21 protein-coding genes are annotated in these 24732 nt (G+C 71.2%); 6 read left to right on the top strand and 15 right to left on the bottom strand.

Going from position 1 to position 24732, the window contains the following annotated elements:
• Positions 1–23: 23 nt before the first annotated feature.
• Together greA and B5557_RS16315 are read right to left on the bottom strand one after the other, a co-directional pair.
• Positions 24–524 carry a transcription elongation factor GreA gene (greA, locus tag B5557_RS16320; protein ID WP_079660102.1) on the bottom strand — a complete coding sequence of 167 codons (501 nt, stop codon included), beginning with the start codon at positions 522–524 and terminating at the stop codon, positions 24–26.
• Between the two features lie 191 nt (positions 525–715).
• Positions 716–1117, bottom strand: a complete 402-nt coding sequence (locus tag B5557_RS16315) for a DUF4307 domain-containing protein (RefSeq protein ID WP_079660101.1) — start codon at positions 1115–1117, stop codon at positions 716–718.
• A gap of 125 nt (positions 1118–1242) precedes the next feature.
• On the opposite strand from B5557_RS16315, the gene mca reads away from it, so the two are divergent.
• Together mca and B5557_RS16305 are read left to right on the top strand one after the other, a co-directional pair.
• Complete coding sequence (gene mca, locus B5557_RS16310; protein ID WP_079660100.1) at positions 1243–2103, top strand: mycothiol conjugate amidase Mca; 861 nt, start codon at positions 1243–1245, stop codon at positions 2101–2103.
• Positions 2096–2347, top strand: a complete 252-nt coding sequence (locus tag B5557_RS16305; RefSeq protein WP_079660099.1) for a hypothetical protein — start codon at positions 2096–2098, stop codon at positions 2345–2347. Before mca ends, B5557_RS16305 begins: the two co-directional genes overlap by 8 nt.
• 242 nt (positions 2348–2589) lie before the next feature.
• On the opposite strand, the gene B5557_RS16300 is transcribed toward B5557_RS16305, so the two are convergent.
• A complete protein-coding gene (locus B5557_RS16300; RefSeq protein WP_079660097.1) occupies positions 2590–5832 on the bottom strand; it encodes a tetratricopeptide repeat protein in 3243 nt (1080 codons plus the stop codon).
• A gap of 177 nt (positions 5833–6009) precedes the next feature.
• On the opposite strand from B5557_RS16300, the gene B5557_RS16295 reads away from it, so the two are divergent.
• Complete coding sequence (locus B5557_RS16295) at positions 6010–8043, top strand: thioredoxin domain-containing protein (RefSeq protein ID WP_079660096.1); 2034 nt, start codon at positions 6010–6012, stop codon at positions 8041–8043.
• 73 nt (positions 8044–8116) lie between these two features.
• On the opposite strand, the gene B5557_RS16290 is transcribed toward B5557_RS16295, so the two are convergent.
• The 4 genes from B5557_RS16290 to trhA all read right to left on the bottom strand — a co-directional run bounded on the left by B5557_RS16290 (position 8117) and on the right by trhA (position 11916).
• Positions 8117–8842, bottom strand: a complete 726-nt coding sequence (locus B5557_RS16290; protein ID WP_079660094.1) for a Mut7-C RNAse domain-containing protein — start codon at positions 8840–8842, stop codon at positions 8117–8119.
• A 34-nt stretch (positions 8843–8876) separates the two neighbouring features.
• Positions 8877–9506: a TetR/AcrR family transcriptional regulator gene (locus tag B5557_RS16285; protein ID WP_079660093.1), complete on the bottom strand. Its 630-nt coding sequence runs from the start codon at positions 9504–9506 to the stop codon at positions 8877–8879.
• 4 nt (positions 9507–9510) lie between these two features.
• Positions 9511–11091 (bottom strand): DHA2 family efflux MFS transporter permease subunit, encoded by a 1581-nt coding sequence (locus B5557_RS16280; RefSeq protein WP_079660091.1) that lies wholly within the window; start codon positions 11089–11091, stop codon positions 9511–9513.
• 111 nt (positions 11092–11202) lie between these two features.
• Positions 11203–11916, bottom strand: a complete 714-nt coding sequence (gene trhA / locus B5557_RS16275) for a PAQR family membrane homeostasis protein TrhA (RefSeq protein ID WP_079660090.1) — start codon at positions 11914–11916, stop codon at positions 11203–11205.
• Between the two features lie 316 nt (positions 11917–12232).
• On the opposite strand from trhA, the gene B5557_RS16270 reads away from it, so the two are divergent.
• Positions 12233–14074 (top strand): phosphoenolpyruvate carboxykinase (GTP), encoded by a 1842-nt coding sequence (locus B5557_RS16270; protein ID WP_079660088.1) that lies wholly within the window; start codon positions 12233–12235, stop codon positions 14072–14074.
• Positions 14075–14352: 278 nt separating this feature from the next.
• On the opposite strand, the gene B5557_RS16265 is transcribed toward B5557_RS16270, so the two are convergent.
• The 6 genes from B5557_RS16265 to B5557_RS16240 all read right to left on the bottom strand — a co-directional run bounded on the left by B5557_RS16265 (position 14353) and on the right by B5557_RS16240 (position 20716).
• Complete coding sequence (locus B5557_RS16265) at positions 14353–14955, bottom strand: hypothetical protein (protein ID WP_173877692.1); 603 nt, start codon at positions 14953–14955, stop codon at positions 14353–14355.
• Complete coding sequence (locus B5557_RS16260) at positions 14942–16510, bottom strand: substrate-binding and vWA domain-containing protein (RefSeq protein ID WP_079660086.1); 1569 nt, start codon at positions 16508–16510, stop codon at positions 14942–14944. The genes B5557_RS16265 and B5557_RS16260 overlap by 14 nt, the downstream gene beginning before the upstream one ends.
• Complete coding sequence (locus B5557_RS16255) at positions 16507–17676, bottom strand: toxic anion resistance protein (RefSeq protein ID WP_079660084.1); 1170 nt, start codon at positions 17674–17676, stop codon at positions 16507–16509. Before B5557_RS16255 ends, B5557_RS16260 begins: the two co-directional genes overlap by 4 nt.
• A gap of 13 nt (positions 17677–17689) precedes the next feature.
• On the bottom strand, positions 17690–18754 hold the full coding sequence (locus B5557_RS16250; RefSeq protein ID WP_079660083.1) for a hypothetical protein: 1065 nt from the start codon (positions 18752–18754) through the stop codon (positions 17690–17692).
• 199 nt (positions 18755–18953) lie between these two features.
• Complete coding sequence (locus B5557_RS16245; protein WP_079660081.1) at positions 18954–19406, bottom strand: SCO4983 family protein; 453 nt, start codon at positions 19404–19406, stop codon at positions 18954–18956.
• A 98-nt stretch (positions 19407–19504) separates the two neighbouring features.
• Positions 19505–20716 carry a pyridoxal phosphate-dependent aminotransferase gene (locus B5557_RS16240; protein ID WP_079660080.1) on the bottom strand — a complete coding sequence of 404 codons (1212 nt, stop codon included), beginning with the start codon at positions 20714–20716 and terminating at the stop codon, positions 19505–19507.
• Positions 20717–20841: 125 nt separating this feature from the next.
• Between B5557_RS16240 and B5557_RS16235 the strand changes: the two genes are divergently transcribed.
• The gene (locus B5557_RS16235) at positions 20842–21462 is read left to right on the top strand and encodes a hypothetical protein (RefSeq protein WP_079660078.1); all 621 of its coding nucleotides are present in this window, start codon (positions 20842–20844) and stop codon (positions 21460–21462) included.
• A 7-nt stretch (positions 21463–21469) separates the two neighbouring features.
• Here B5557_RS16235 and B5557_RS16230 read toward each other — a convergent pair whose 3' ends face one another.
• Positions 21470–21985 carry an FAD binding domain-containing protein gene (locus B5557_RS16230; RefSeq protein WP_231976365.1) on the bottom strand — a complete coding sequence of 172 codons (516 nt, stop codon included), beginning with the start codon at positions 21983–21985 and terminating at the stop codon, positions 21470–21472.
• 190 nt (positions 21986–22175) lie between these two features.
• Here B5557_RS16230 and B5557_RS16225 point away from each other — a divergent pair, with 190 nt between their 5' ends.
• Positions 22176–23075, top strand: coding sequence for a S1 family peptidase (locus tag B5557_RS16225; RefSeq protein ID WP_079660077.1), 900 nt, complete (start codon positions 22176–22178; stop codon positions 23073–23075).
• A gap of 22 nt (positions 23076–23097) precedes the next feature.
• Here B5557_RS16225 and B5557_RS16220 read toward each other — a convergent pair whose 3' ends face one another.
• A complete protein-coding gene (locus B5557_RS16220; protein ID WP_079660075.1) occupies positions 23098–24723 on the bottom strand; it encodes an N-acyl-D-amino-acid deacylase family protein in 1626 nt (541 codons plus the stop codon).
• Positions 24724–24732 lie beyond the last annotated feature (9 nt).

The following is a 24732-nucleotide window of genomic DNA, read 5'->3' as shown; positions in this document are numbered from 1 at the left end:
CCGGAAATTCAGGAAAGGAGGGCTCAGCCGCTGTAGGGCTCGGCCTTGAGGATGCGCACGGAGGCCTTCTTGCCGTTCGGCAGCTCGTAGGCCGCGTCCTCGCCGACCTTGTGACCGATCACGCCGGTGCCCAGGGGGGACTGCGGCGAGTAGGTCTCGATGTCGGAGCTCGCGTACTCGCGCGAGGCGAGCAGGAACGTCATGGTGTCGTCCTCGTCACCGTCGAAGGCGATCGTCACGACCATGCCGGGCGCCACCGCGCCGTCCGTGGAAGCGGGTGCCTCGCCGACCTTGGCGTTCTCGAGAAGCTGGGTCAGCTGGCGCACACGGAGCTCCTGCTTGCCCTGCTCCTCCTTGGCCGCGTGGTACCCGCCGTTCTCGCGCAGGTCCCCCTCCTCGCGCGCGGCGGCGATCTTGGCGGCGATCTCCGTGCGCGCAGGACCAGTAAGGTACTCAAGCTCGACCTTGAGCTTGTTGTACGCCTCCTGGGTCAGCCAGGTGACGGACTCGCTGGTCTGGGTCACAGGTGCTCCTCGTCGGTACTGGGAATACAAAGCATCGCCCTACCCAGAAGCATGTTCCTCAGGTGATGGGCGAAACCACGAGCCTAACAATTCAGTGGCCGAAGGGGGAGGACATAAGCCATGAGAATTACGTCAGCGCAGGTCAGCGCGTACGTATTGCGGCAGATGCCCTGCGGCCGGGCCGCGCGAGGTCACCCGGCGTGACAGCCGAGCAGCTCCGCCGTCGTGCCCTTCGCCGTCGTCCGCAGCGTGACCACCTTGTCGATGCGGCTGTCCGCACCCGAGAAGCGGAAGTCCGCGCGGCCCACCTCGGTGCCGTCGGCGGCCTGCGAGCGGACCGTGCAGTAGCCGCTCGTACCCGAGTCCTTGCGGACCTCCAGATGGAGCTCTACCGCTTCGTCCGAGGTGGCCTTGAAGGTGATCACCTCGGCGCTGATCTTGTTCTGGCCGACGTAGTGGTAGGCGAAGTACCCGACCAGCACCAACAGCAACGTGCCCAGCACGGCACCGGCGATCTTGAGCTTGTGGTCCGCGCGATCGTCCGAGGCGCGGCCGTAGCGGCCCTCGGGCAGTCGCGTGCTCGCCGTACCCATGATCGTCCCTCCGGCGCGGAATTAATCGCCCCCCGATTCGGTCACTATAGAAGCCTGCGATCGCGCCGGTTCACGCCGGGCGCCGACTTACCGAGGATTGAGTCTTGACTGACCAGCTGCGACTGATGGCCGTGCACGCCCACCCCGACGACGAGTCGAGCAAGGGCGCGGCCACCATGGCGAAGTACGTGTCCGAGGGGGTGGACGTGCTGGTCGTGACCTGCACGGGCGGGGAGCGCGGCTCCATCCTCAATCCCAAGCTGCAGGGCGACAAGTACATCGAGGAGCACATCCACGAGGTACGCAAGAAGGAGATGGACGAGGCCCGCGAGATCCTCGGCGTCGGACAGGAGTGGCTCGGCTTCGTCGACTCCGGCCTGCCCGAGGGCGACCCGCTGCCGCCGCTGCCCGAGGGCTGCTTCGCCCTGGAGGACGTCGACAAGGCGGCCGGCGAGCTGGTGAAGCAGATCCGCTCCTTCCGCCCTCAGGTGATCACCACCTACGACGAGAACGGCGGCTACCCGCACCCCGACCACATCATGACCCACAAGATCTCGATGGTGGCCTTCGAGGGCGCGGACGACGCCGAGAAGTACCCCGAGAGCGAGTACGGGCCCGCCTACCGGCCGCTGAAGCTGTACTACAACCAGGGCTTCAACCGTCCCCGCACCGAGGCGCTGCACCAGGCGATGCTCGACCGTGGTCTGGACTCCCCCTACGGGGAGTGGCTCAAGCGCTGGGAGGACTCCGGCATCCAGGAGCGCACGCTCACCACGCACGTTCCCTGCGCCGACTTCTATGAGATCCGCGACAAGGCACTGATCGCCCACGCCACGCAGATCGACCCCGACGGCGGCTGGTTCCGGGTGCCGATGGACATCCAGAAGGAGGTCTGGCCCACGGAGGAGTACGAGCTCGCGAAGTCCCGCGTCGACATCTCCCTCCCCGAGGACGACCTCTTTGCGGGCATCCGCGACAATGCCTGACATGAGCGCAAGCGTGAGCCTGGCAATGACGCACCTCGTCCCCCTCGCCAAGGAGGTCGACGAGAACAAGGTCACTCCCGGCGTCCTCGGCTTCATCGTCTTCGCGGCGATGGCGGTGGCGGTGTGGGGCCTGATGAAGTCCATGAGCAAGCACATGGGCAAGGTCGACTTCAAGGAGCCCGCGAGCCCGGAGGAAGCCTCCGGCAAGGGCGCGACAGAGACGGCCTCCCCCGCGAAGGGCTGAACCGCCGACGGCCGTGACGCCCCACGGACCGGCGGTGAACGCACCGGCACCGGCGCACGCCGTCGGCCACGCCCCGCGTGTCCGACGGCCCGCCGACCGGCGACAGCAGCAGACAGGCGCGCGTCCGCACCGGCCGAGGCGCGGCGAGCGCCCCGGTCCGAACGCGGCCAAGCGCCGCACCCCGACCTCCCCCGCCTCCCCTCGGACGCGGTGATCGCCCTGCGAGGAACCCGCCCCCGGGGTCAGCCCTCGTGTGGGGGCTTGGCTGGTGTTTCGGCTGAGGTAGTGCCTGGTGTCAGCGTTACTCCCATCACTTCTCGGGCGTGGCGGCCGGGGACCATGCCCAGGCGCCAGGCCTGCCAACCCGCGTCCAGGTTCACGCCCCTCTCCAGCAGGACTGCGTAGGCTTTGGCGCACTCCTCCAGTTGGCTGTCCCGGGACGGATGGGCGGCGCGGGCGAGCTGGGACAGTTCCTCCTGGGACACCGCCGTGCCGACCTCGACGCCGCCCGGGGCCGCGTACGGCAGGAGGGTGCAGCGCAGGAAGCGGGCCCAGTCCTCGCCGCGGCGGTCGCCGTACGACGCGAAGAGGGCCGTCGCCTCCTCGCACAGGGCCAGCGCGGCCTGCGTACGGGCGTTGCCCGCGTCGACGATCGCGAGTTCCAAGCAGGTCCAGGCCTCGCCGTGGGCGACGCCGATGCGCTGGAAGTCGGCGCGGGCGTCGACCAGGAGCTGGCGGGCGAAGCCGGAGTTGCGCAGCGAACCCGTCTGGGCGGCACGCTGGTCGCGGGTCACGCGGGCCGAGTGGTGGCGGGCGCACGCCAGGCCGTAGACGTCCCGCAGGCGGGAGAAGAGCGAGCGGGAGCGTTCCAGCTCGCGGACGGCATGGTCGAGGTCGCCCGTCTCCTCCAGGGCCAGGCCCAGGTAGTAGACCGTCCACGCCTCGCCGCGCGCGTCCTCGTTGTCCCGGTGCCGGGCCGCCGCCCGGCGCAGGTCCTCCGCCGCCGGTCCGGGGTCGCCGGCGATGAGCCGGGCCCGCGCGAGCTGGGTCAGGGCCCACGCCTCGCCGCGGGCGTCGCGGGTGCGGCCGTACAGGTCGAGGGCGCGGCGCAGGTCGGCCTCGGCCTGGTCGGCGTCGCCGCGGCGCAGGTTCAGCTGGCCCAGCTGGAAGTGGGCCCACGCCTCACCGTGCACGGAGCCGCCCTCGCGGTGCAGGACCAGCGAGCGGGTGAGCAGGTCCAGGGCCTCGGCCAGGTGCGCCCGGTCCCGTTCCACCGCCGCGAGCGCGTGCATCGTCCAGGCGCGGTCCGTGGCCAGCTCGGGTGCGGCCTGTAGGCCCATCGCCTCCCGGAGTTTCGCCGCCGCCTCCGTGAGCTGCCCCTGGTGGTGCAGGGTGATGCCCAGCGAACACAGGGCGCGCGCCGCCCCCGCGTCGTGGTGGGCCTGGAGGTAGAGGTCGACGACCGAACTGAGCGTCGTACGCGCCTTGTCGAGCTCGCCGAGCTGACGGGCCGCGATGCCGGTGCGCCACTGCACGGACCGCACCAGCAGGTCCTGGCCGACCGACTGCGCCAGTTCGCTGATCTCGCCGAGCCGGTAGAGGTCGCCGCGCAGCAGGCAGTAGTCGCACAGCGCGCCCAGCAGGCTCAGTACGGCGTTCTGGTCGACGCCCTCCGCGTGTCGCAGTGTCGCCGTGATGAAGCTCGACTCGTCGTCCAGCCAGCGCAGCGCCTCGTCCAGGGAGGTGAAGCCGTGCGGGGTGAACCGGTCCGAGCGGGTCGACATGTTGCCGTCGACCAGCCGCAGCACGGAGTCGGCGAGCTCGGCGTAGCTGACGAGCAGACGCTCCTGGGCCGCGGCCCGCTCGCTCTGCTCCTCCTCGTCCAGGAGGCGGGCCTGCGCGAAGGCGCGGACCAGGTCGTGCAGGCGGTAGCGGTCACCGCGGACGTGGTCGACCAGACCGGCGTCGGCGAGGGCCGTGAGATGGCGGGTCGCCTCCGCCCGGTCCGTGGCCAGCAGCGCGGCGGCCGCGGCCGCGCCGAGGGAGGCCCGGCCGGCCAGCGCGAGCCGGCGCAGCAGCCGACGCGTCACCTCCGGCTGGTCGGTGTAGCGCAGCCACAGCGCTCGCTCGACCGGCTCCACCGGGCCGTACGCCCCCAGGTCCGAGGCCAGCGCGCGCGGTGAGCGCGGGCCCAGTGAGGAGCCCACGATGCGCAGCGCCAGCGGCAGCCCGCCGCACAACTGTGTGATCCGGTCGGCGGATTCGGCGTCGTAGGGACCCGAGGCGTCCTGCGCCGTCGCGCCCAGCAGCTCCTCCGCGCCCGCCGCCTCCAGAGGCCGCACCGCCAGCTCGTGCACCCACGCGGACAGCTCGGCGGGGAGGCTCAGCGGGGTGCGGGCGGTGACCAGGACGAGGCTGTCGGAGCGTTCCGGGACGAGCGCGCGGACCTGCTCGGGGTCCGAGGCGTCGTCCAGGATCACCGTGACCGGCAGGCCGGTCAGATGCTGGTGGTACAGCTCGCTGAGGCGTTTGACCTGCTGGTCCGCGGAGGAGCGTTCCCGGAAGAGGAGCTGCTCGCGGGGTGCGCCGAGCCGGTTCAGCAGGTGCAGCAGGGCGTCCCGGGTGGGCAGCGGCGTCTCGCCGGCGCTGCCGCCGCGCAGGTCCACCACGCAGGCGCCGCGGAACTGGTCCCGCAGATCGTGCGCGGCCCGTACCGCGAGGGTGGTGCGGCCGCTGCCGGGGGTGCCGTGCAGTACGACGACCGTCGGCCGGGTCTCCGTACTGGCCCGCGCCGCCTGCACCCACTGCCGGATCCGCGCCAGTTCCGCCCGCCGCCCGGCGAACGGCCCGGCGGCTTCCGGCAGTTGGGCGAACGACTGGCCGAGTACGGTCCGCCCGCGCGCCGCCGCGCTCTTGTCCGCGCCCCTGAGCTGCGGTCCCGCCGTCTTCTTCGGGCCGGTCGTCGCGCTCAGCACCCGCTGCTGGTCCAGGAACGGCCGGATGCCCCGCACCTCCAGCGCCGTGAGCCACTGCAGCCGCAACTGCTCGGCGCCGCCCGGCTGCCCCGCCTCGCCGGCCCGGTGGTGCGCGGCCGGCAGATGCGACCCCGCGACCTTCACGACCGTCGCGGCCGCCCCGACGACCCCGACGGTCACCCCGGCCCCGAGCGCCGTACCGGGACCCGTGCCCAGCGCCAGGTCTGCGACCGCTGTCGTCAGTGCGGCAACGCCCGCCACCAGCAGGGGGGTTCGCCCGCCCTCGCGCGCGTAGCGCTGCCCGAAGCTGATCTGCCGGGCCTCCGTCTCCTCCAGGGCGCGGGCATACTCCTCGTACTCCTGCGCGGCTGTCTGCGCCATGTCGTCCAGCGCCCCGCGCGCCCGCGTCATCAGCGCCTGCCGGTCGGTGCGCCCCCCGGACCGCCGCACCTCTTCCTCCACGGCTCGCGCCAACAACCGCTCGGCATCCGCCCTATGGCCGTCCCGCATGTCCCGTCCCCCTCCGGCGGTCCCAGCTGTGCTTGGTCAAGTGTGCTGCGAGCGGCTCCGTGGCGCGAGAGGGCGCGAGAGGGCGCGAGTGGACGCGAGGAGACGGCGGGCGTCGACGTCGCCGTTCGGGGCATGCCTGCCGTCCGGCCGGTGGGGTACTGCGGCAGGATGGACCCCATGCCGAACCGACTGGCTCATGAGACGTCCCCGTATCTGCTCCAGCACGCCGACAACCCGGTCGACTGGTGGCCCTGGTCGGCGGAGGCCTTCGAGGAGGCGCGCAGGCGGGGCGTGCCCGTGCTGCTGAGTGTGGGATACAGCAGCTGCCACTGGTGTCATGTCATGGCGCACGAGTCGTTCGAGGACCGGGAGACCGCCGACGAGCTCAACGCGCACTTCGTCAGCGTCAAGGTGGACCGCGAAGAGCGTCCCGATGTCGATGCTGTCTACATGGAAGCCGTGCAGGCGGCCACCGGGCAGGGTGGGTGGCCCATGACCGTGTTTCTCACGCCGGACGCCGAGCCGTTCTACTTCGGTACGTACTTCCCGCCCGCCCCACGGCACGGCATGCCCTCCTTCCGGCAGGTGCTGGAGGGTGTGCGGCAGGCCTGGACGGACCGGCGGGACGAGGTGGCCGAGGTCGCCGGGAAGATCGTCCGGGATCTGGCGGGGCGGGAGATCTCCTACGGGGACAGCCAGTCCCCCGGTGAGCAGGAACTGTCGCAGGCGCTGCTCGGGCTGACCCGGGAGTACGACGCGCAGCGCGGCGGGTTCGGCGGGGCGCCGAAGTTTCCGCCGTCGATGGTCGTCGAGTTCCTGCTGCGCCATCATGCGCGGACGGGGGCCGAGGGCGCCCTGCAGATGGCCCAGGACACATGTGAACGGATGGCCCGGGGCGGGATCTACGACCAGCTCGGCGGCGGGTTCGCCCGGTACTCCGTCGACCGTGACTGGGTCGTGCCGCATTTCGAGAAGATGCTGTACGACAATGCGCTGCTCTGCCGCGTGTACGCCCATCTCTGGCGGGCCACCGGCTCGGAGCTCGCCCGTCGGGTCGCGCTGGAGACCGCCGACTTCATGGTGCGGGAACTGCGCACCGCCGAGGGCGGGTTCGCCTCCGCGCTGGACGCCGACAGCGACGACGGCAGCGGGAAGCACGTCGAGGGCGCCTACTACGTGTGGACGCCCGAGCAGCTCAGGGAGGTCCTGGGCGACGACGACGCCGAGCTCGCCGCCCGCTACTTCGGCGTCACCGAGGAGGGCACGTTCGAGCACGGCTCCTCGGTTCTCCAACTCCCGCAGCAGGACGCCTTCTTCGACGCCGAGAAGATCGCCGGCATCAAGGAGCGGCTGCTGGACCGGCGCGGTGAGCGGCCGGCTCCCGGCCGGGACGACAAGATCGTCGCCGCGTGGAACGGGCTGGCCGTCGCCGCGCTCGCGGAGACCGGCGTCTACTTCGACCGTCCGGATCTCGTCGAGGCCGCGGTCGGCGCCGCCGATCTCCTCGTCCGGCTGCACCTCGACGAGCAGGCCCGGCTCTTCCGCACCAGCAAGGACGGACAGGCCGGGGCCAACGCGGGCGTCCTGGAGGACTACGCCGATGTCGCGGAGGGGTTCCTCGCTCTCGGCGCCGTCACCGGCGAGGGCGTCTGGCTGGAGTTCGCCGGGTTCCTGCTCGACCACGTCCTGATCCGGTTCGTCGACCCCGAGTCCGGGTCGCTGTACGACACGGCGGCCGACGCCGAGCAGCTCATCCGGCGTCCGCAGGATCCGACCGACAACGCCGTGCCCTCCGGCTGGACGGCCGCGGCCGGCGCGCTGCTGAGTTACGCGGCCCACACCGGCTCGGAGCCCCACCGCACCGCCGCGGAACGGGCGTTGGGGGTGGTGAAGGCGCTCGGGCCGCGTGTGCCCCGGTTCATCGGCTGGGGGCTCGCCGCAGCCGAGGCGCTGCTCGACGGGCCGCGCGAGGTCGCCGTCGTCGGCACCGGCGCGGACGATCCGGCCTCCCGGATCCTGCACCGTACGGCCCTGCTGGGCACCGCCCCGGGTGCCGTCGTCGCGTTCGGCACTGCGGGGAGCGACGAGTTCCCGCTGCTCGCCGACCGCCCGCTGAGCAAGGGCGAACCGACCGCGTACGTCTGCCGCAACTTCACCTGCGACGCCCCGACCACCGACCCCGAACGGCTGCGCACCGCGCTGAACGGCTGACAGCCCGGCCTGTCCGGTCTTTCCGGCTTGTCTGTGAGCTCCGGCCTGCCCGGGCTCCGCGGCCGGACAGGCCCTAGCCGGCGAACTCCGCCAGGGCGCGTTCCACGATGGCGACCAGCTGCTCGTGGTGCGCGCCCTTCCAGTAGGCGCGCCCGCAGGAGCGGCACTGGGCGAACACGTCGTAGGACCTCTGGGTGCCGTGCTGCAGTTGGTCGGCGACCTCGTCCTTGGTGGCCTGGCGCAGCATGCCGTTGCAGGCGGTGCACCTCGTCCAGGGGAGCAGCTCGGGGGCGAACCGGTCGAGGATGTCGCGGAGCTGCTCTTCGGGGTCGGTGCTGTAGACGTAGGCGCCCGCCCACAGTTCGCGGCGGCGCAGCAGGCCCCGGTCGCGGCTGAGCATGACGCGCTGTTCGGCCGCGGAGCGGGCGGCGAGCGCCGGGTCGCCGATGTCGGTGGACTCGTATGCCGTGTCCACGCCGAGCAGGCGCAGCCGGCGGGCGAGGGTGCCGAGGTGGACGTCGAGGAGGAAGCGCAGCGGGGCGCCCGGCACCCGCTGGGGGCGGGCGACCGGGCGGACGGTGACCGACTCGCCGTCGGCCGGGATGTGCGAGACCGGCACCGCACGGCCGTCGACGAGCAGGGTGCCGACCTCCGTGAGGGGCACTCCGAGCGACTCGACGACGTGGCCGAGGGTGGAGACGCCGTCGACGGCGAGCGCGGTGGCGCCGGAGCGCCGGGCGGGCGGGACGAACAGCGCCAGCCGGGAGGCGACTTCGACGCGGATCTCGGGTGCGTTCACCTGGTCAGGATGGCATGCGGACGGGGCGTCGGTCTCAGGGGTTTCGCGTGGGCAGGCCGTGTTCCAGGACGTTCAGAGCGCGGTCGAGCAGGACCTCGAAGTCGTCCCGGTGGTCGTTCTCGGCCCAGTACAGGGATGCCTGCATCAGTCCGCCCATGAGGGACATCATGTAGACGCGGACCTCCAGGCTGTCGGGGTCGAGGCCGATCCGCTCGCCGATCGCGATGCTGAACATCCGGCCGGTGACGGACATGCTCTCCATCATCCGCGAGCGCACCGCGGGGACCTGGGCCATCACCCGGGTGCGCAGCCGTGCGACCTCCAGATCATCTGTTATGCCCATGCGGGCGGCCCTCATCATCACGTACCGGACTGACTCGGGCCAGGGCTCGTCCGCCGGGCGGGCCCGCAGTTCCGCCACGAGGATCGGGTCCCACTCGTCCGTGAGGACGATGTCCTCCTTCGTCGGGAAGTAACGGAAGACGGTCGACGGCGAGACCTCGGCGCGGTCGGCGATCTGGTCGATCGTCGTGGCGTCGTACCCCTGTTCCCTGATGAGTGCGTAGGTCGCGGTGCGGATCGCCTCGCGGGTCTTGATCTTCTTGCGCTCACGGAGACCCAGGTGAGGGCGGTCGGCGGGGGAACTCATGCGTGCGGCCGTCATGGGGTCATTGTCGGGCATCGGCCTGATCGGCAGCCATCTCCGGCGCCGCGGAGGTCGTGGAGGTCTCGGTGGTGCGCCGGGCGCCCGGCAGGAAGGCGGCCGCCAGCAGGGCGGAGACGAGGGCGGCGATCCCGCACACCAGCAGGACCAGGTCCATGCCGTGGACGTAGGCGTCGTTGGCGGAGGCGGCGAGGTCGGCCAGGTTGGCCTTCTCGGCGATCACATGGGCGGCGACCACCGAGTTGCCGGCCGTGTCGGCGAGCTGCGCGGGCAGGCCGGTGACGTCGAGCCGGTCGCGGAAGGCGCCGGAGAGCAGGCTGCCGAGCAGGGCGATGCCGATCGCGCCGCCGACCTGGCGCAGCGTCATCAGCAGCCCGGAGCCGCTGCCGGCGCGGTCGCGGGGGAGGGTGCCCAGCGCGCCGTTCATGGCCGGGATGAGTGCGAAGCCGAAGCCGAGGCCGGTGAGGGAGAGCCACAGCGCGGTGAAGCCGTAGCCGGAGTCGGTTGTCGTCCGGCTGCCGAGGAGCGCGGCGAAGGCGAGCACCACCAGGCCCGCGCTCACCGAGGCCCGTGCCCCGAACCGGGCGACGACGGGCCCGGCGGTGCGTGAGGCGACCAGCAGGCCGCCCATCATCGGCAGCAGCCGTACGCCGGTGCCGAGGGAGTCGTGGCCGAGGACGGCCTGGAGGTACGGCGGCAGCACGAACAGCAGGCCGGACAGGACGAACATCACCAGGGTCGCGGCGATGGTGTTGAAGAGGAAGCCGCGGTGGGCGAGCAGGGTCATGTCGAGCATGGGGCGCTCGACGCGGCGTTCGCGCAGTACCAGCGCGGTGATCAGGACCAGGGCCGCGACGATCATCCCGAGGACCAGGGGGTCGCCCCAGCCGCGGGTGGGCGCCTCGATGATCGCGTAGATCAGGGCGCCGAGGCCGGTCGCGGTGAGCGCGGTGGACGCGGCGTCGACCTTGGGGGAGGCGGGGTCGCGGGTCTCGGGGAGCAGGAAGACGCAGGCGGCGATGCCGATCGCGGCCATCGGGACGTTCACGAGGAAGACGGAGCCCCACCAGAAGTGGTTGAGCAGCCAGCCGCCGATGATCGGGCCGAGCGGCAGGCCGAGCGCGGAGGCGGAGGAGATGATGCCGACGGCCTTGGTGCGCTCCTCGGGGCTGAACAGCGAGGGCAGCACCGACAGGGCGAGCGGGGTGATCAGGGCGGCGCCGACGCCCATGACGGCGCGGGCGGCGATCACCGCGTTGACGTCGCCGGCGAGTGTGCCGACGACGGAGCCGGCGAGGAAGACGCCGAGTCCGGTGATCAGGATCCTGCGTCGGCCGAACCGGTCGCCGAGGAGGCCGGCCGGGAGCATCAGGGCCGCGAAGACGACGACGTAGGAGTCGGCCATCCACTGCTGTTCGCCGGTGGTGGCGCCCAGGTCCCGGGCCATCGTGGGGAGTGCCACGTTGAGGATCGTCGTGTCGAAGCCGAGCGTGAGCATGCTCGCGACCAGGGCCCCCAGGGCCCACCAGCGGCGGGGGTCGCGCCCCGCCTCGGACGTGTCCGTGTCGTTCATGACGGTAGCCATGAAATGAGAGTAGCTGTCAAAAGCTATGCCCTGTCAATCGATATACGCTCCCGGCATACGGAAGTGGCCACGGCTCGGAAGCCGTGGCCACTGGAAGGCGGAAAAGAGTCGTTACGCGTGCTGGTACGCGACCAGGGAGATGCCGACGTAGTGCACGACGAACGCGGCGAGGGTCAGGGAGTGGAAGACCTCGTGGAAGCCGAACCAACGTGGTGAGGGGTTGGGCCGCTTGATGCCGTAGATCACGCCGCCCGCGCTGTAGAGGAGCCCGCCGACGATCACCAGGACCAGGACCGCGATGCCGCCCGTGCGCATGAAGTCCGGCAGGAAGAAGACGGCCGCCCAGCCCATCGCGATGTAGCAGGGGGTGTAGAGCCAGCGCGGGGCGCCGACCCAGAAGACCCGGAACAGGATGCCCGCCGCCGCGGCGCCCCAGACGCCCCACAGCAGCCACTGCCCCTTCGCGCCGGGGAGCAGCAGCATCGTCAGCGGGGTGTAGGTGCCCGCGATGATCAGGAAGATGTTCGCGTGGTCCAGTCTGCGCAGGATGCCGTCCATGCGCGCGTTCCAGTTGCCGCGGTGGTAGAGCGCGCTCACGCCGAACAGCAGGCAGGCGGTGAGTGCGTAGATGCCGCACGCGATGCGGCCGCGGGTGGAGTCGGCGAGGGCGGTGAGCACGAGGCCGGCGATGAGGGCGGCCGGGAACATGCCGAGATGCAGCCAGCCGCGAAGCTTGGGCTTGATCTCTTCCGACAGGGCGTGTGCGACGGAACCGCGGTCGGCGGCCGGTGTATCCGTGGTCGCGTCGGGAACGGGCGCAGTCATACGTCGAATCGTACCTACGGAACCGTAGGTTACAGATCACTCCGACGGAATGTGGGGTGAAGAGTGGCCATCGTCTCACGGGAGTTGGGTAAAGGGGCTACCGCCTGAACGCCACATGGACGCAAAAAGGCGTCCGTACACGTGGCCATCCTCACTCCGCTCACTTGTGATGCGCTCTGGACAGATGGGCGGTACAGTCGGATGATCAAATGAGTGCGGTCGACACCGGATGAGCGCCAGGGTCACCACCGTGAAGCATCCGGGTCGCAGCCCCCACGGGGCCTCCAACCAAAAAACCCCTCATTTAGGAGCAATCGTGGCGCGCGACATCGCGGCTCCCCCCGTCATCCCCACCGACCACCAGGAGCTCGTCTCCTGGGTGAACGAGATCGCGGAACTCACGCAGCCGGACAACGTGGTCTGGTGTGACGGATCCGAGGCCGAGTACGAGCGCCTGTGCGGGGAGCTCGTCGAGAAGGGCACCTTCCGGAAACTCGACCCGATCAAGCGCCCCAACTCGTACTACGCGGCCTCCGACCCCACCGACGTCGCCCGGGTCGAGGACCGCACCTTCATCTGCTCCGAGCAGGAGGCGGACGCCGGCCCCACCAACCACTGGAAGGCCCCCGCCGAGATGCGGGACATCTTCAGCGGTGAGAAGGGCCTGTTCCGCGGCTCGATGCGGGGCCGGACGATGTACGTCGTGCCGTTCTGCATGGGCCCGTTGGGCTCGGACCTGTCCGCGATCGGCGTCGAGATCACCGACTCCGCCTACGTCGCCGTGTCCATGCGCACCATGACCCGGATGGGACAGCCGGTGCTGGACGAGCTCGGCTCCGACGGGTTCTTCGTGAAGGCCGTCCACACCCTCGGCGCGCCCCTCGCGAAGGGCGAGGCGGACGTCCCGTGGCCGTGCAACTCCACCAAGTACATCTCGCACTTCCCCGAGAGCCGCGAGATCTGGTCCTACGGCTCCGGCTACGGCGGCAACGCCCTGCTCGGCAAGAAGTGCTACGCCCTGCGCATCGCGTCGGTGATGGCCCGCGACGAGGGCTGGCTCGCCGAGCACATGCTGATCCTCAAGCTCACCCCGCCCACCGGTGAGTCCAAGTACATCGCCGCCGCCTTCCCGTCCGCCTGCGGCAAGACCAACCTCGCCATGCTGGAGCCCACCGTCTCCGGCTGGACCGTCGAGACGATCGGCGACGACATCGCCTGGATGCGCTTCGGCGAGGACGGCCGGCTGTACGCCATCAACCCCGAGGCCGGCTTCTTCGGCGTCGCGCCCGGCACCGGTGAGCACACCAACGCCAACGCGATGAAGACGCTGTGGGGCAACTCGGTCTTCACCAACGTCGCCCTCACCGACGACAACGACGTCTGGTGGGAGGGCATGACGGAGGAGACTCCCGCCCACCTCACGGACTGGAAGGGCAACGACTGGACCCCCGAGTCGGCCCGCGAGGCACACGGATACCGTCCGGCCGCGCACCCCAACGCCCGCTTCACCACCCCCGCCGCCCAGTGCCCGATCATCGCCCCCGAGTGGGAGAACCCCAAGGGCGTGCCGATCTCGGCGATCCTCTTCGGCGGCCGGCGCGCGTCCGCCGTCCCGCTGGTGACGGAGTCCTTCGACTGGAACCACGGCGTGTTCCTCGGCGCCAACGTGGCGAGCGAGAAGACCGCCGCCGCCGAGGGCAAGGTCGGCGAGCTGCGCCGCGACCCGTTCGCCATGTTGCCGTTCTGCGGCTACAACATGGGCGACTACATGGGCCACTGGATCGACGTCGCCAAGGACAAGGACCAGGCGAAGCTCCCGAAGATCTACTACGTCAACTGGTTCCGCAAGAACGATGCGGGCGAGTTCGTCTGGCCCGGCTTCGGCGAGAACAGCCGCGTCCTGAAGTGGATCGTGGAGCGCCTCGACGGCAAGGCCGAGGGCGTCGAGACCCCGATCGGCGTGCTGCCGGCCAAGGGCGCCCTCGACACGAACGGCCTCGAACTGGCCGACTCCGACCTGGAGTTCCTCCTCACGGTCGACAAGGAGGTCTGGCGCGAGGAGGCCGCCCTGGTCCCCGACCACCTCAACACCTTCGGCGAGCACACGCCCAAGGAACTGTGGGACGAGTACCACGCACTGGTACAGCGTCTGGGCTGAGCACCACGGACCGGCGAGGCTCCGCACAACGGCGTGCGGGGTCCGGGGCCTGTCGTCGCGCGTTCCCGTCCGCCCCGACGGGAGGAGCGCGACGACAGGCCTTCGCCTTTCTCCGCGTTCCGCGTCTGCTGCCGTTGCGGGTCTGCCGCTGTTCCGCGTCAGCTACCGAACACAGGAACCCACGGTGGCACCGCGATGGGGGTCCCCCCGGCTCGAGCGAAGCCGAGAGTTGGGGGAGGTGCGGACCGGAATCGTCTGCGTTCACGCAGGCGAGGACGTCAATGGTTGCGTTCCTCCAGGTAGCGGGTGTGCGACTCCTGGCGTCGGGCCTCCGTCTCGCGCAGGCTCGCCGCCAGCCGCTCCGCCTCCTCGTGGAGGAGACCGAGCTGGCGCTCCAGGTGCCGTTCCGGCGACTCCTGCCCCGGCGCGAGCCGCGTCCACCACCGCGTCCGTACGTAGGTGTCGACGGCCTCCGGGATGTCCTGTCGTACCGCCCGCGACAGGGTGTGCACGCCCTCCGGGTCCTGGGCGAGCACCTCGCCGACCCAGCCGGGGTCGAGCAGCGCGGTCAGCAACTCGGTCAGCTCGATGAGCCGTCCGGCGGCGGCCGGGGGCAGCTCCACGCCGTCCAGGTACTCCCGCAGCCGCCCGAAGTCGCCGCGGATCTCCTCCAGTTGGGTGGACGGACTGGGGAAGTCGGGCAGCGGCGGCCGCTCCGGCGGGGCGATCAGCGCGCCCGCGCCGTACAGGCCGACGACGACCACCGGCCAGTACGGTCCGGCGACTCCCGTGAACGTCAGCACCAGGCCGGCCAGCCCGCACGCGCTGCCCGTGATGTTCTTGCGGGACTCCAGGAAGCCCACGACCCTACTGGTAGCCACGGATCTCCTCGAAGGCGCCGTCCAACGAGCCCTTCTGGGCGTCGAAGAGCCGGCCGCCGGTCAGCTCGGCGATGTGCTCCAGCTCCGAGCGGTCGGAGTCGCCGAACAGGATGGGGAAGACGGGGATGTCCCGCCGGCCGGCGCCGAGCCCGCGGTAGAAGGCGTCGAAGTCGTCGGCGTCGTCGCCCTTGGTGTTCTCGCCGTCTGTCATCAGCACGATGGAGGTGAAGGTGTCCCGGCCCGTGCCCAGATGGTCGTAGGCCTTCTCCAGCGAGGTGTAGATCGCGGTCTCGCCGTCGGCCCGCAGCTGCCCGGTGTCCTTGCGGATCGCGGCGAGCCCGGCGTCCGGGTCGGAGGGGCTCACGACATGCGTGGCGACGCTCTTCACGTCCGACCCGAACGGCATCAGCGTCACCTCCTCGCGGTCCCGGAAGTCGCCGGTGAGGTCGCTGAGGGCGTCCTTCAGACGGCGCAGCCGGTCGCCCTCCATCGAGCCGGAGGTGTCGAGGACGTACACGGTCCGTGAGGGGCGGCGCAGCTTGTTCTCATAGGCGTCGAGCAGCCTGTCGGCGACGGAACGGCTGCCCGGGAAGGGCAGTTCGCGCCGGCGCGCGGTGTCGAGTCCGGGCGCGGGCGGTACGGAGGCGACGACCGGGCGACGGTGGGTCCTGGCGGTGATCAGCCGCTGGACGGCCTCCGTGCGCAGTGCGTCGGTGACCCGCCTGACGTTGTCCCGGGCCGTCGTGTCGGTCGAGGCGAGGGAGGAGAGCGGGTAGTCGGCGGTGACGACGCCGTCGGTGGGGCGGACGACCGTCAGCCCCGGGATGCCCTTGAGGACCGACTCGTAGTTGAGCAGCGCGTCGACGTCACCGCGCCGGGTGTAGGCGGCTGCCAGCCAGCCCGACGACCCCGAGGTCAGCTGCTGCCCCTTGAAGAACTCCCGCAGCCGCGGGGTCGCCTTGGTGACGTCCGCGTCCGTGAGCGCCGACTGTGCTCCCGAGAGCGCCGAGGCGACCGAGATCAGCGTGGAGAACCCGGAGTTGGAGCGGGCGGGGTCGGTCATGCCGTAGGTGAGCCTCCCGTCCTGGACGGCCCTCTCGATCTGCGTCCAGGTGACGTGATCGGCCTTCCAGCCAAGGGAGTTGAGGGTGCTGCTCTTCACGCCGAGAGCCACCGGGCTGGACATGATCGGCGTTTCCGAGACGACCTTCTTCGCCGCGTCGGGCCGCAGCCGCAGATAGTCGTCGGAGGACAGCCACACGGCGTCGTACTTCCCGTCCGTGCCGCCCTTCGCCAGCAGGTTCACGGCGTCCAGGGTGCCCATGTAGGTGGGCCGGATCGTGACGCCGGTGTCCTTGCGGACCTGTTCCAGGACCGGGGTCATGTCGCTCAGCTCGCTGGAGGCGAGGACCCGCAGGGTGCCGGGCCGCGGGGCGTCGGGATCCTTGGCGTCGTCCTCGGCGGAGCACGCGGTCAGCAGGAGGGCGAAAGCCGTCACCGCGAGGAGGGGCCGCAGGGGCCGCAGGGGCCGGAGAGGCAGGAGAGGCTGCCTCATGCGAGCCCGCCTTCCAGCGCGCCGCGCGAGCGGCTGCGGTCCAGGTAGGTGCTCGCCTGCTGGAGCTCGGCCGTCAGGTTCTCCACCGTCACCGCCATCGCCTCGGTCGCCTGCACCTTGTAGGTGTCGATGGCGTCGAGGGTGCGGTAGATCTGCTGGAAGGCGGAGCGCAGGGTCTCGGCGCCGACGGCCGGGTCGGCGGCGATCCGCTGGATCTCCCCGCTCTGCGTCGCCAGCATCTCCGCGTTGCCCCGGATGAGGTCCTCGGTGGTCCCGCGCAGCGCGTTGACCTGCTCGATCACCTTTTTCTGGTTGTCGAGCGCGGACGCCAGCATCACGGAGATCCGCAGCGCCGACACCGTGGTCGTGGCGGCCCGGTCGACGCCCTTGATCAGCTCGTCGTTGTTGCGTCGTACGACGTCCATGGCGAGGTAGCCCTGCGCGCACACCGCGAGCTGGGTGAGCAGGTCCTGGTGCTTCTGCCGGACCGGGAACAGAACGTCGGCGCGCAGACTGTCGGCCCGCTCCGGGTCGGTGGCCTCGGCGCCGGCGATCTGCTGCTCGACGGCCCGGTCCAGGGCGTCGGTCAGCACGACGTACTCCTGGAGCTTGCCCATGGTCTCCCACAGCCGGACGCGCTCGGTCTGCAACGCCGCGTTGTCGCGCCGCAGTTCGTCCTGGCCGCCGCGCAGCGAGCCCACGATCTTGTTCAACGTGCCCTGCGCCGAGGCGTACTTGGCGACGTGATCGCGCAGTCTGTTGCCGCCGGGCAGCCGGGACAGGAACTTCCGTCCCTTGGAGGCCGGCAGCTCACGCGGGTCCAGGTCCTCGACCACCCGCCGCAGTTCGACGAGCGAGCCGGCGACCTGCGACTGGGCGTCCCCGCCCTTGTCCGGCAGGCTCCTGATGGTCCGCTCCAGCATGCGGTTGGACTGCGCGGCGGCCGTGCGCATCTCACCGGCGCCGAGCGCGGTGATCTCGCCGACCTTGCCCGCGAACTCGGGCGAGCGGGCGTCGAGCGCGGCGAGCCCCTCGACGTAGGCGGCGGCCTTGGTGGCCATGTCCGTACGGACGGAGTCGTCGACGGGGACGAGCCCGCCGGCCTTCTCCCGCGGCACGGCGGCGACCGCCTCGGGCGGGGTGAGGGTGAAGGTGTCGTCGGTCATGTGCTGTGTCCCCCTATCCGCGCGCCCGTCGCGCCAGCTCGTGCAGCACCGTGGAGGTGGGCACGGGCGCCTGGCGGACGCCGGTCAGTTGCTGCTTGAGGTAGGTGGTGGCCGAGGCGAACTCGGCGGTGACGCCCTGCGGGCGGAACCCGTGCCGGATCTCCAGCGTGCGCAACCGCGGGTCGCTGGAGAGGAGTTCGGCGAGAGCCGCGCCGTTCTCGGTGAGCGGGACGGCGGTGTGGTCGCTGTTGACGGTGGTGTCCGGGTAGAGGACCACCAGGTCGTCCGGCTGCTGCCCGCCCGCCAGAAGCGAGGCGACCTGCGACTCGTAGACCCAGACGAGCGGGTTGCCGGCGCCGCTGACGAAGTCCCGGAACGCCGCGTCCGTGCTGGACTGCTGGGCGCCCTGGACGCTCACCAGCTTCTTCAGCAGGGGCGCCGTGCGCCCGATGTCGGCGTCGCTGGCGACCACCTTGCCGCCGGCTGCGACGTAGGACGCGGCGGCGAGGTAGAGGGCGCCGGAGTTGGAGGTCTCCGGGTCGGTGCTGGAGAGGTAGAGAGTTCCTGTCAACTCCCCGTATTTCCCAGCGCCCTTGAGCTGCTGCCAGGTCCGGTCGGCGCGGGCCGCGTCGAGATAGGGCGCCATTTTCAGCGTGCCGCGGTGGGCGGCGTCGAGCGTGGCCAGACCGTTGCCGGCGAGCACTCCGGCGGCGCTCTTGTGCGCCACGACGACGAGGGGCGAGTAGAAGGGGCGGGGTAGCGTCCCCGTCACCTTGTACTTCGCGGCGAGCTCGACGGCGGGCGCCTGGCTGCTGGGGAAGGCGAGGTCGAAGCCCTTGAGGTCCAGGCCCTCCATGGCCCAGGACCCGGAGGTCTCGGCCTTGACGGTGTAGCCCTTGGCGGCGAGGGCCTTCACCACGTCGGGATCCGCGAAGAACTCCGCCTTCTCCGACCCGATCACCATCCGCACGGTCTTCGTTGCCGTGCCCTTGTCCTCATCACTGCGCCCCGCGACGACGGCGACCACCACACCCGCCATCAGCAGCACAGCGAGGACGATTCCTGCGATTCGTCTCACAGGTGGAGCGTGCTCCCGGAACCCCACATTCCTGGGCGGTCCGGGTGAACGGGGGGTGACGCAACGGCCCCGGCACTGCAACTCCCAAGGGGCGCGGGGCGGGCGTCGCGGTTCAGGCCAACGCAGTGTGTGGCGCCCGGTCCGCGCGTCGCTGCGGGTGCACGCGGACCGGGGCCGTTCATGGTCCCCCGAAGGGGAGTCAGCCGGCGGTGCTCAGTTCCTTGTTCTCCGCGTTCTCCACCAGTGCCGCGGCGTGCGCGTCCATGCGCCGGGCCGCGAGGATCGCCGACGCGGTGTCCGCGCGGGACGCGGCGACGAGGAGTGCCCGGCCCGCCAGGGCGTGCGCCCGCTCGTGCAGGGCCGTGAGGTGCGGCTGCGCCGGGGCGGTGGGGCGAGGGGCCGAGCGGACCGGTGTCCGCCCTCCCCGCAGCCGGGCCACCTGCTGCGCGAGCCGGGTGCCCGCGGTGTCCAGGTCGTCGGACGGGGCCGTCGCCTGCAGCTCGTCGGTGACGGCGAGCAGCGCCGCGAGATGACCGGCGAGCTGGATGTCCAGCTCCTCCTCGCGGGAACGGTGGGGGAAGTCGGAGGACGTGCCGGCCATCGCGATGTGGGCAGACCCTCGGGAAGAAGGCGTGCGGATCGGTTCGTACATGAGGATGGCCTCCTGTGATCTCAGGAAACCATCCTACATTGGATTTCGTCTAAGGTGGAGTCGTCTCGGAGTCCTGGAGTCGTGCCCCGCAGCCGCGGCTACGGCTGGCCGTAGCCGTCCAGGAAGCGGCCGATCCGGCCCACCGCGTCCCGCAGGTCCGTCGCCGTCGGCAGGGTGACGACCCGGAAGTGGTCCGGCTCCGGCCAGTTGAACCCGGTGCCCTGGACGACCATGATCTTCTCCTGGCGGAGCAGGTCCAGGACCATCCGCCGGTCGTCCTTGATCTTGAAGACGGTGGGGTCGAGGCGCGGGAAGAGATACAGCGCCCCCTTCGGCCGCACGCAGCTCACCCCCGGAATCTGCGTGAGCAGCTCGTACGCCGTGTCCATCTGCTCCTTGAGCCGCCCGCCCGGCAGCACCAGGTCGTTGATGGTCTGCCGCCCGCTGAGCGCGGCGACCACGCCGTGCTGCCCCGGCATGTTCGCGCACAGCCGCATGTTCGCCAGGATCGTCAGGCCCTCGATGTAGGAGTCGGCGTGTGCCCGCGGCCCGGAGATCGACATCCAGCCGACCCGGTAGCCGGCCACCCGGTACGCCTTCGACATGCCGTTGAAGGTGAGGGTGAGCAGGTCCGGGGCGACCTTGGCGGTCGGGGTGTGCGTGGCGCCGTCGTAGAGGATCTTGTCGTAGATCTCGTCCGAGCAGACCAGGAGGTTGTGCCGACGCGCGATGTCGGTCAGCCCGCGGACCATCGCCTCGTCGTACACGGCGCCCGTCGGGTTGTTCGGGTTGATGATGACGATCGCCTTGGTACGGTCGGTGACCTTCCGCTCGACGTCCGCGAGGTCGGGCATCCAGTCCGCCTGCTCGTCGCACCGGTAGTGCACGGCGGTGCCGCCGGAGAGCGAGACGGCGGCGGTCCACAGCGGGTAGTCGGGCGCGGGTACGAGGACCTCGTCCCCGTCGTCCAGCAGCGCCTGCATCGCCATGACGATCAGCTCGGAGACGCCGTTGCCGATGAAGACGTGCTCGACGTCCGTCTCTATGCCGAGTGTCTGGTTGTGCATCACGACGGCCCTGCGCGCGGCCAGCAGGCCCTTCGCGTCGCCGTAGCCGTGCGCCGAGGAGACGTTGCGGAGGATGTCCTCCAGGATCTCCGGCGGGGCCTCGAAGCCGAAGGCGGCCGGGTTGCCGGTGTTCAGCTTGAGGATGCGGTGACCAGCCGCTTCCAGGCGCATCGCCTCCTCGAGAACCGGGCCCCGGATCTCGTAACAGACGTTGGCGAGCTTGGTCGACTGGATCACCTGCATGTCTGGGAGCTTACGGCTCGGTAACGCGTGCCGGGGGGTGTTTTCCGCCACGTGAGACGGGTGTTTTGCACGCTTATCGCCGGTGGCTGTCCCACGGGCCACACCTGTCCCTACAATCCGCGCCCATGTCGACGCCAGGCGAGAACGCCGTACCCCGGGTGCGGCCGAACGTGTACCACCCGTACGAGGCCGCCGACCCGGCCTCGTACGAGGAGTACCGGGACCCGGCGGCCGCGCACGGCTGGGAGAACGCCTACGACGAGACGACCGAGCTGCCCCGTCTCGCCCCGGCCCGGGCGGAGCCGGGCGGTCGCGCGGACCGCCGGCGCGCCGCACGCCGGACGGGTGGCTGGCGTTCACGCCGGGTGATCGTCGCCGTCGGGGCGGTCTGGCTGGCCGCGGCGATCGCCGGGTACGCAGGTTGGTCGTCCGGCGGCGCGAAGAGCGGGGAGACGCGTACCGAACGGCCGGACGAGGGGTCGGCGCCGCCGACGGCGGCGGGGGGCACGCGGAGCGCGTCCGGCACCCCTCGGCCGGAGTCGGCCGCCGCCCCGGCCGAGACGTCGCCCTCGGCCTCCGCCGCCCCGGCGAGCCCCTCACCGAGCACGGTCACCGGCACCGGCCCCGGCACAAGTGCGACGCCGTCGTCCACCGCCGCCTCCCGGACCCCCACGCCGACCAGCCCCACCGCCACGGCCGGGAACGGCGGCCGCGGGCACGGGCGCGGAGGCGTCAAACGGCGCTAGGGCCGTCCTAGGTGTATTGCCCTGTGAGGGCGGGTTTCGCCCCAGGCTGTGTCCCGGCACGGTCAGGGCAGGGTCCCGCGTGGGCCGGGATGTCGATGCGCCGCAGGATCTCCCCGGGAGCCAGCACGTTGCGGTGGTCCCCGGTGACGAAGTCGAGGGCGTCGACGGTGCGGGTGGTCCCGTCGGGAGCCCACAGTTCGTACCGTGCGTCGAGCGCGACCGTCAGGGTGATCATCGGGCCGGCGGACAGGGACATGCAGATGTTGCCGCCGACGGTCGCCGAGTTCCACACCTTGAACGAGGACAGGAAGGCCCCGCAGCTCGTCGCGAAGAGTGGGCCCGCGATCCAGTCGTCCGGCGGCGCGAAGGCGTGGAGGTCGCGGACGGTGCATGTCGCGCCGATCTCCAGGCCGCTCTCGCCGGGGACCAGGGGGTCCCAGTGCAACGCCGTCAGGTCGACCAGGCGGCGCAGATCCGGCTGTTCGGGCGACGGGGCGCGATGGGCGCGGAGAGTCCCTTCCACGATGGGCCCGCGCGGGTCGGCCTCGCCATGCGAGGGCTCGGGCGTGCGGCCGTGGCCCCTGTGCCCGCGGCTGAAAACAGACCCTTGATCTCTCCTCTTCCGACACTAACAATGCGCATGACAAAACAGCGACACAACAGCGGGCGACCGGAAGATCTCCGGTCGCCTTGTCGTAAGAGGGGACCCCCACATGAGAAAGCCTCTCGTCGCCGCGTTCTTCGCCCTGGCCATCGCCGGGGCGGGCGCGGCGCCCGCGGTCGCCGCGCCGGTGAGCGCGGCCCCCGCCGCCTCGGCTTCCACGATCGCGGTCAGGGCGGACACCACCGCGGCCACCAGGACGGCCGCGCCCACGCTCAAGGCCGTCAACCTCGCCGGGACCGTCGCGCTCAGCAACTGCTCCGGCTCGGTCATCCGCTTCCCGAACTCCCTGGACACCGCCCCGGCGCTGGTGCTCTCCAACGGCCACTGCCTGTCGACCGGCTTCCCGCAGCCGGGCGAGGTGCTCGTCAACCAGTCGTCCAGCCGGACCTTCAGCCTGCTCAACTCCGCCGGCAGCAAGGTGGCGACCCTGCGCGCCAGCAAGCTCGCCTACGGGACGATGACCGACACCGACGTGTCGATCTACCAGCTCACCAGCACCTACGCGGCGATCAGGAGCTCCTACGGGATCTCCGCGCTGACCGTGCAGGACACGCACCCGACCGCCGGCACCGCCATCACCGTGGCCTCCGGCTACTGGAAGAGGCTCTACAACTGCAACATCGACGGGTTCGTGTACCGCCTGAAGGAGGGCGACTGGACCTGGAAGGACTCGGTCCGTTACACCTCCGCCTGCCAGACCATCGGCGGCACCTCGGGCTCGCCGGTGATCGACCAGTCCACCGGCAAGGTCGTCGCCGTCAACAACACGGGCAACGAGGACGGCCAGCGCTGCACCGAGAACAACCCGTGCGAGGTCGACGCGAGCGGCAACGTCGTCGTCCGTGAGGGCATCAACTACGCCCAGGAGATCTACCAGATCCCGGCCTGCTTCACGACCGGCAACCAGCTCAACCTGAGCGCGAGCGGGTGCGTCCTGCCCAAGCCGTAAGGCTGAGCGGAGGGGCGTTCCGTCACACGGGACTGCGACGGACCGCCCGCCCCGCCAGCACATCCGTGCGCCTGCCGTCCTCGATGACGAAGCGGCCGTCGATCAGGACGTGCGGGATGCCCGTCGGGAGCGTGCGGGGGGCTTCGTAGGTCGAGCCCGCCGCCACCGTGCCCGCGTCGAACAGGACCAGGTCGGCGCGGTGGCCCTCGCGGATCAGACCACGGTCGGGCAGACGCAGCCGGGCCGCCGGGCGGCCGGTCAGATGGGACACGCACTCCTCCAGCGACAGGATCCCCAACTCCCGCGCGTAGCGGCCGAGATAGTGCGGGAACGTGCCGTAGGCGCGCGGATGCGGCTTGGCGCCGACCAGGACGCCGTCCGAGCCGCCCGTGTGGACGCGGTGGCGCATGATCGTGCGGACGTTCTCCTCGTGGCCCACGTGCTGGAGGATCGTCGGGGCCAGCCGGTCCTCCAGGAGCAGGCGGCGGGCCGTCGTCCAGGGCTCCTCGTCCCGCCGGGTCGCCGACTCCCGGACCGTGCGGCCGACGTGGTCCACCAGGCGCTCGTCGCCCACACCCGAGATCTCGACCGTGTCCCAGTCGACGGGCACGCCATGGCAGCCGTCCGCGCCGGTCACCTCCAGGTCGTGGCGGATCCGGGCGGCCGTGTCGTCGTCCGCGAGGCGGCGCAGGATCTCCCGGGGGCCGCCCTCGCTCGCCCAACTGGGCAGGAGAGCGGCGAGAGTGGTACAGCCCGGGGTGTAGGGGTAGGTGTCGAGGGTGATGTCGGCGCCGGCGTCCAGGGCCTTGTCCAGGAGGGTCAGGAGTTCCGGGGCGCGGCCCTCGTTCACGCCGAAGTTCATGGTGGCGTGGGCGAGATGGAGCGGGCAGCCCGCCGCGCGGGTCAGCTCCACCATCTCCGCGTACGCCTGAAGCGCGCCGGCACCGTAACTGCGGTGGTGGGGGCAGTAGTAGCCGCCGTGGCGCGCCACCACCCGGCACAGTTCCGTCAGTTCGGAGTCCGGCGCGTACATGCCGGGCGTGTACGTCAGGCCGGACGACAGGCCGACCGCGCCCTGCTCCAGGCCCTCCGCGACCAGTCGCCGCATCCGGTCCAGCTCCCGGGGCGTCGCCGGGCGGTCCTCCCAGCCGACGGCGAGGGCGCGCACCGTGCCCTGCGGGATCAGATAGGCCGCGTTGACGGCGATGCCCTCGCCGTCGAAGCCGTGGTCCAGACGGTCCAGGTACTCGCCCACCGACCGCCAGTCGAAGTCGAGGTCGTCGCCGTAGCCGTTCCAGCCGGTGATGGCCCGGCGGACCTCCTCCAGGGTGGGGTCGTCGACCGGGGCGTACGACAGCCCGTCCTGGCCGAGGACTTCCAGGGTGACGCCCTGTGCGGCCTTCGCGCTGTGGTCGGCATCGAGCAGCAGGGCGAGGTCGCTGTGGGCGTGCATGTCGATGAAGCCGGGCGAGAGGGTCAGGCCCTCGGCGTCCAACTCCCGTACCGCCTTCGGGCGTTGGCAGCCCGCCGCGGCGGCCTCCTTGACGATCGCGACGATCCGTCCGTCGTCGATCAGCACGTCCGCGCGGTAGGCGTCCGCGCCGGTGCCGTCGACGACGTCCGCGTCCCGGATGACGAGGTCTTCCATCGCTGCGGC

The organism is Streptomyces sp. 3214.6 (assembly GCF_900129855.1).
Lineage (GTDB): Bacteria > Actinomycetota > Actinomycetes > Streptomycetales > Streptomycetaceae > Streptomyces > Streptomyces soliscabiei.
Note: the sequence above shows the minus strand (reverse complement) of the source record. Positions and strands in the feature narration are given on the sequence as shown.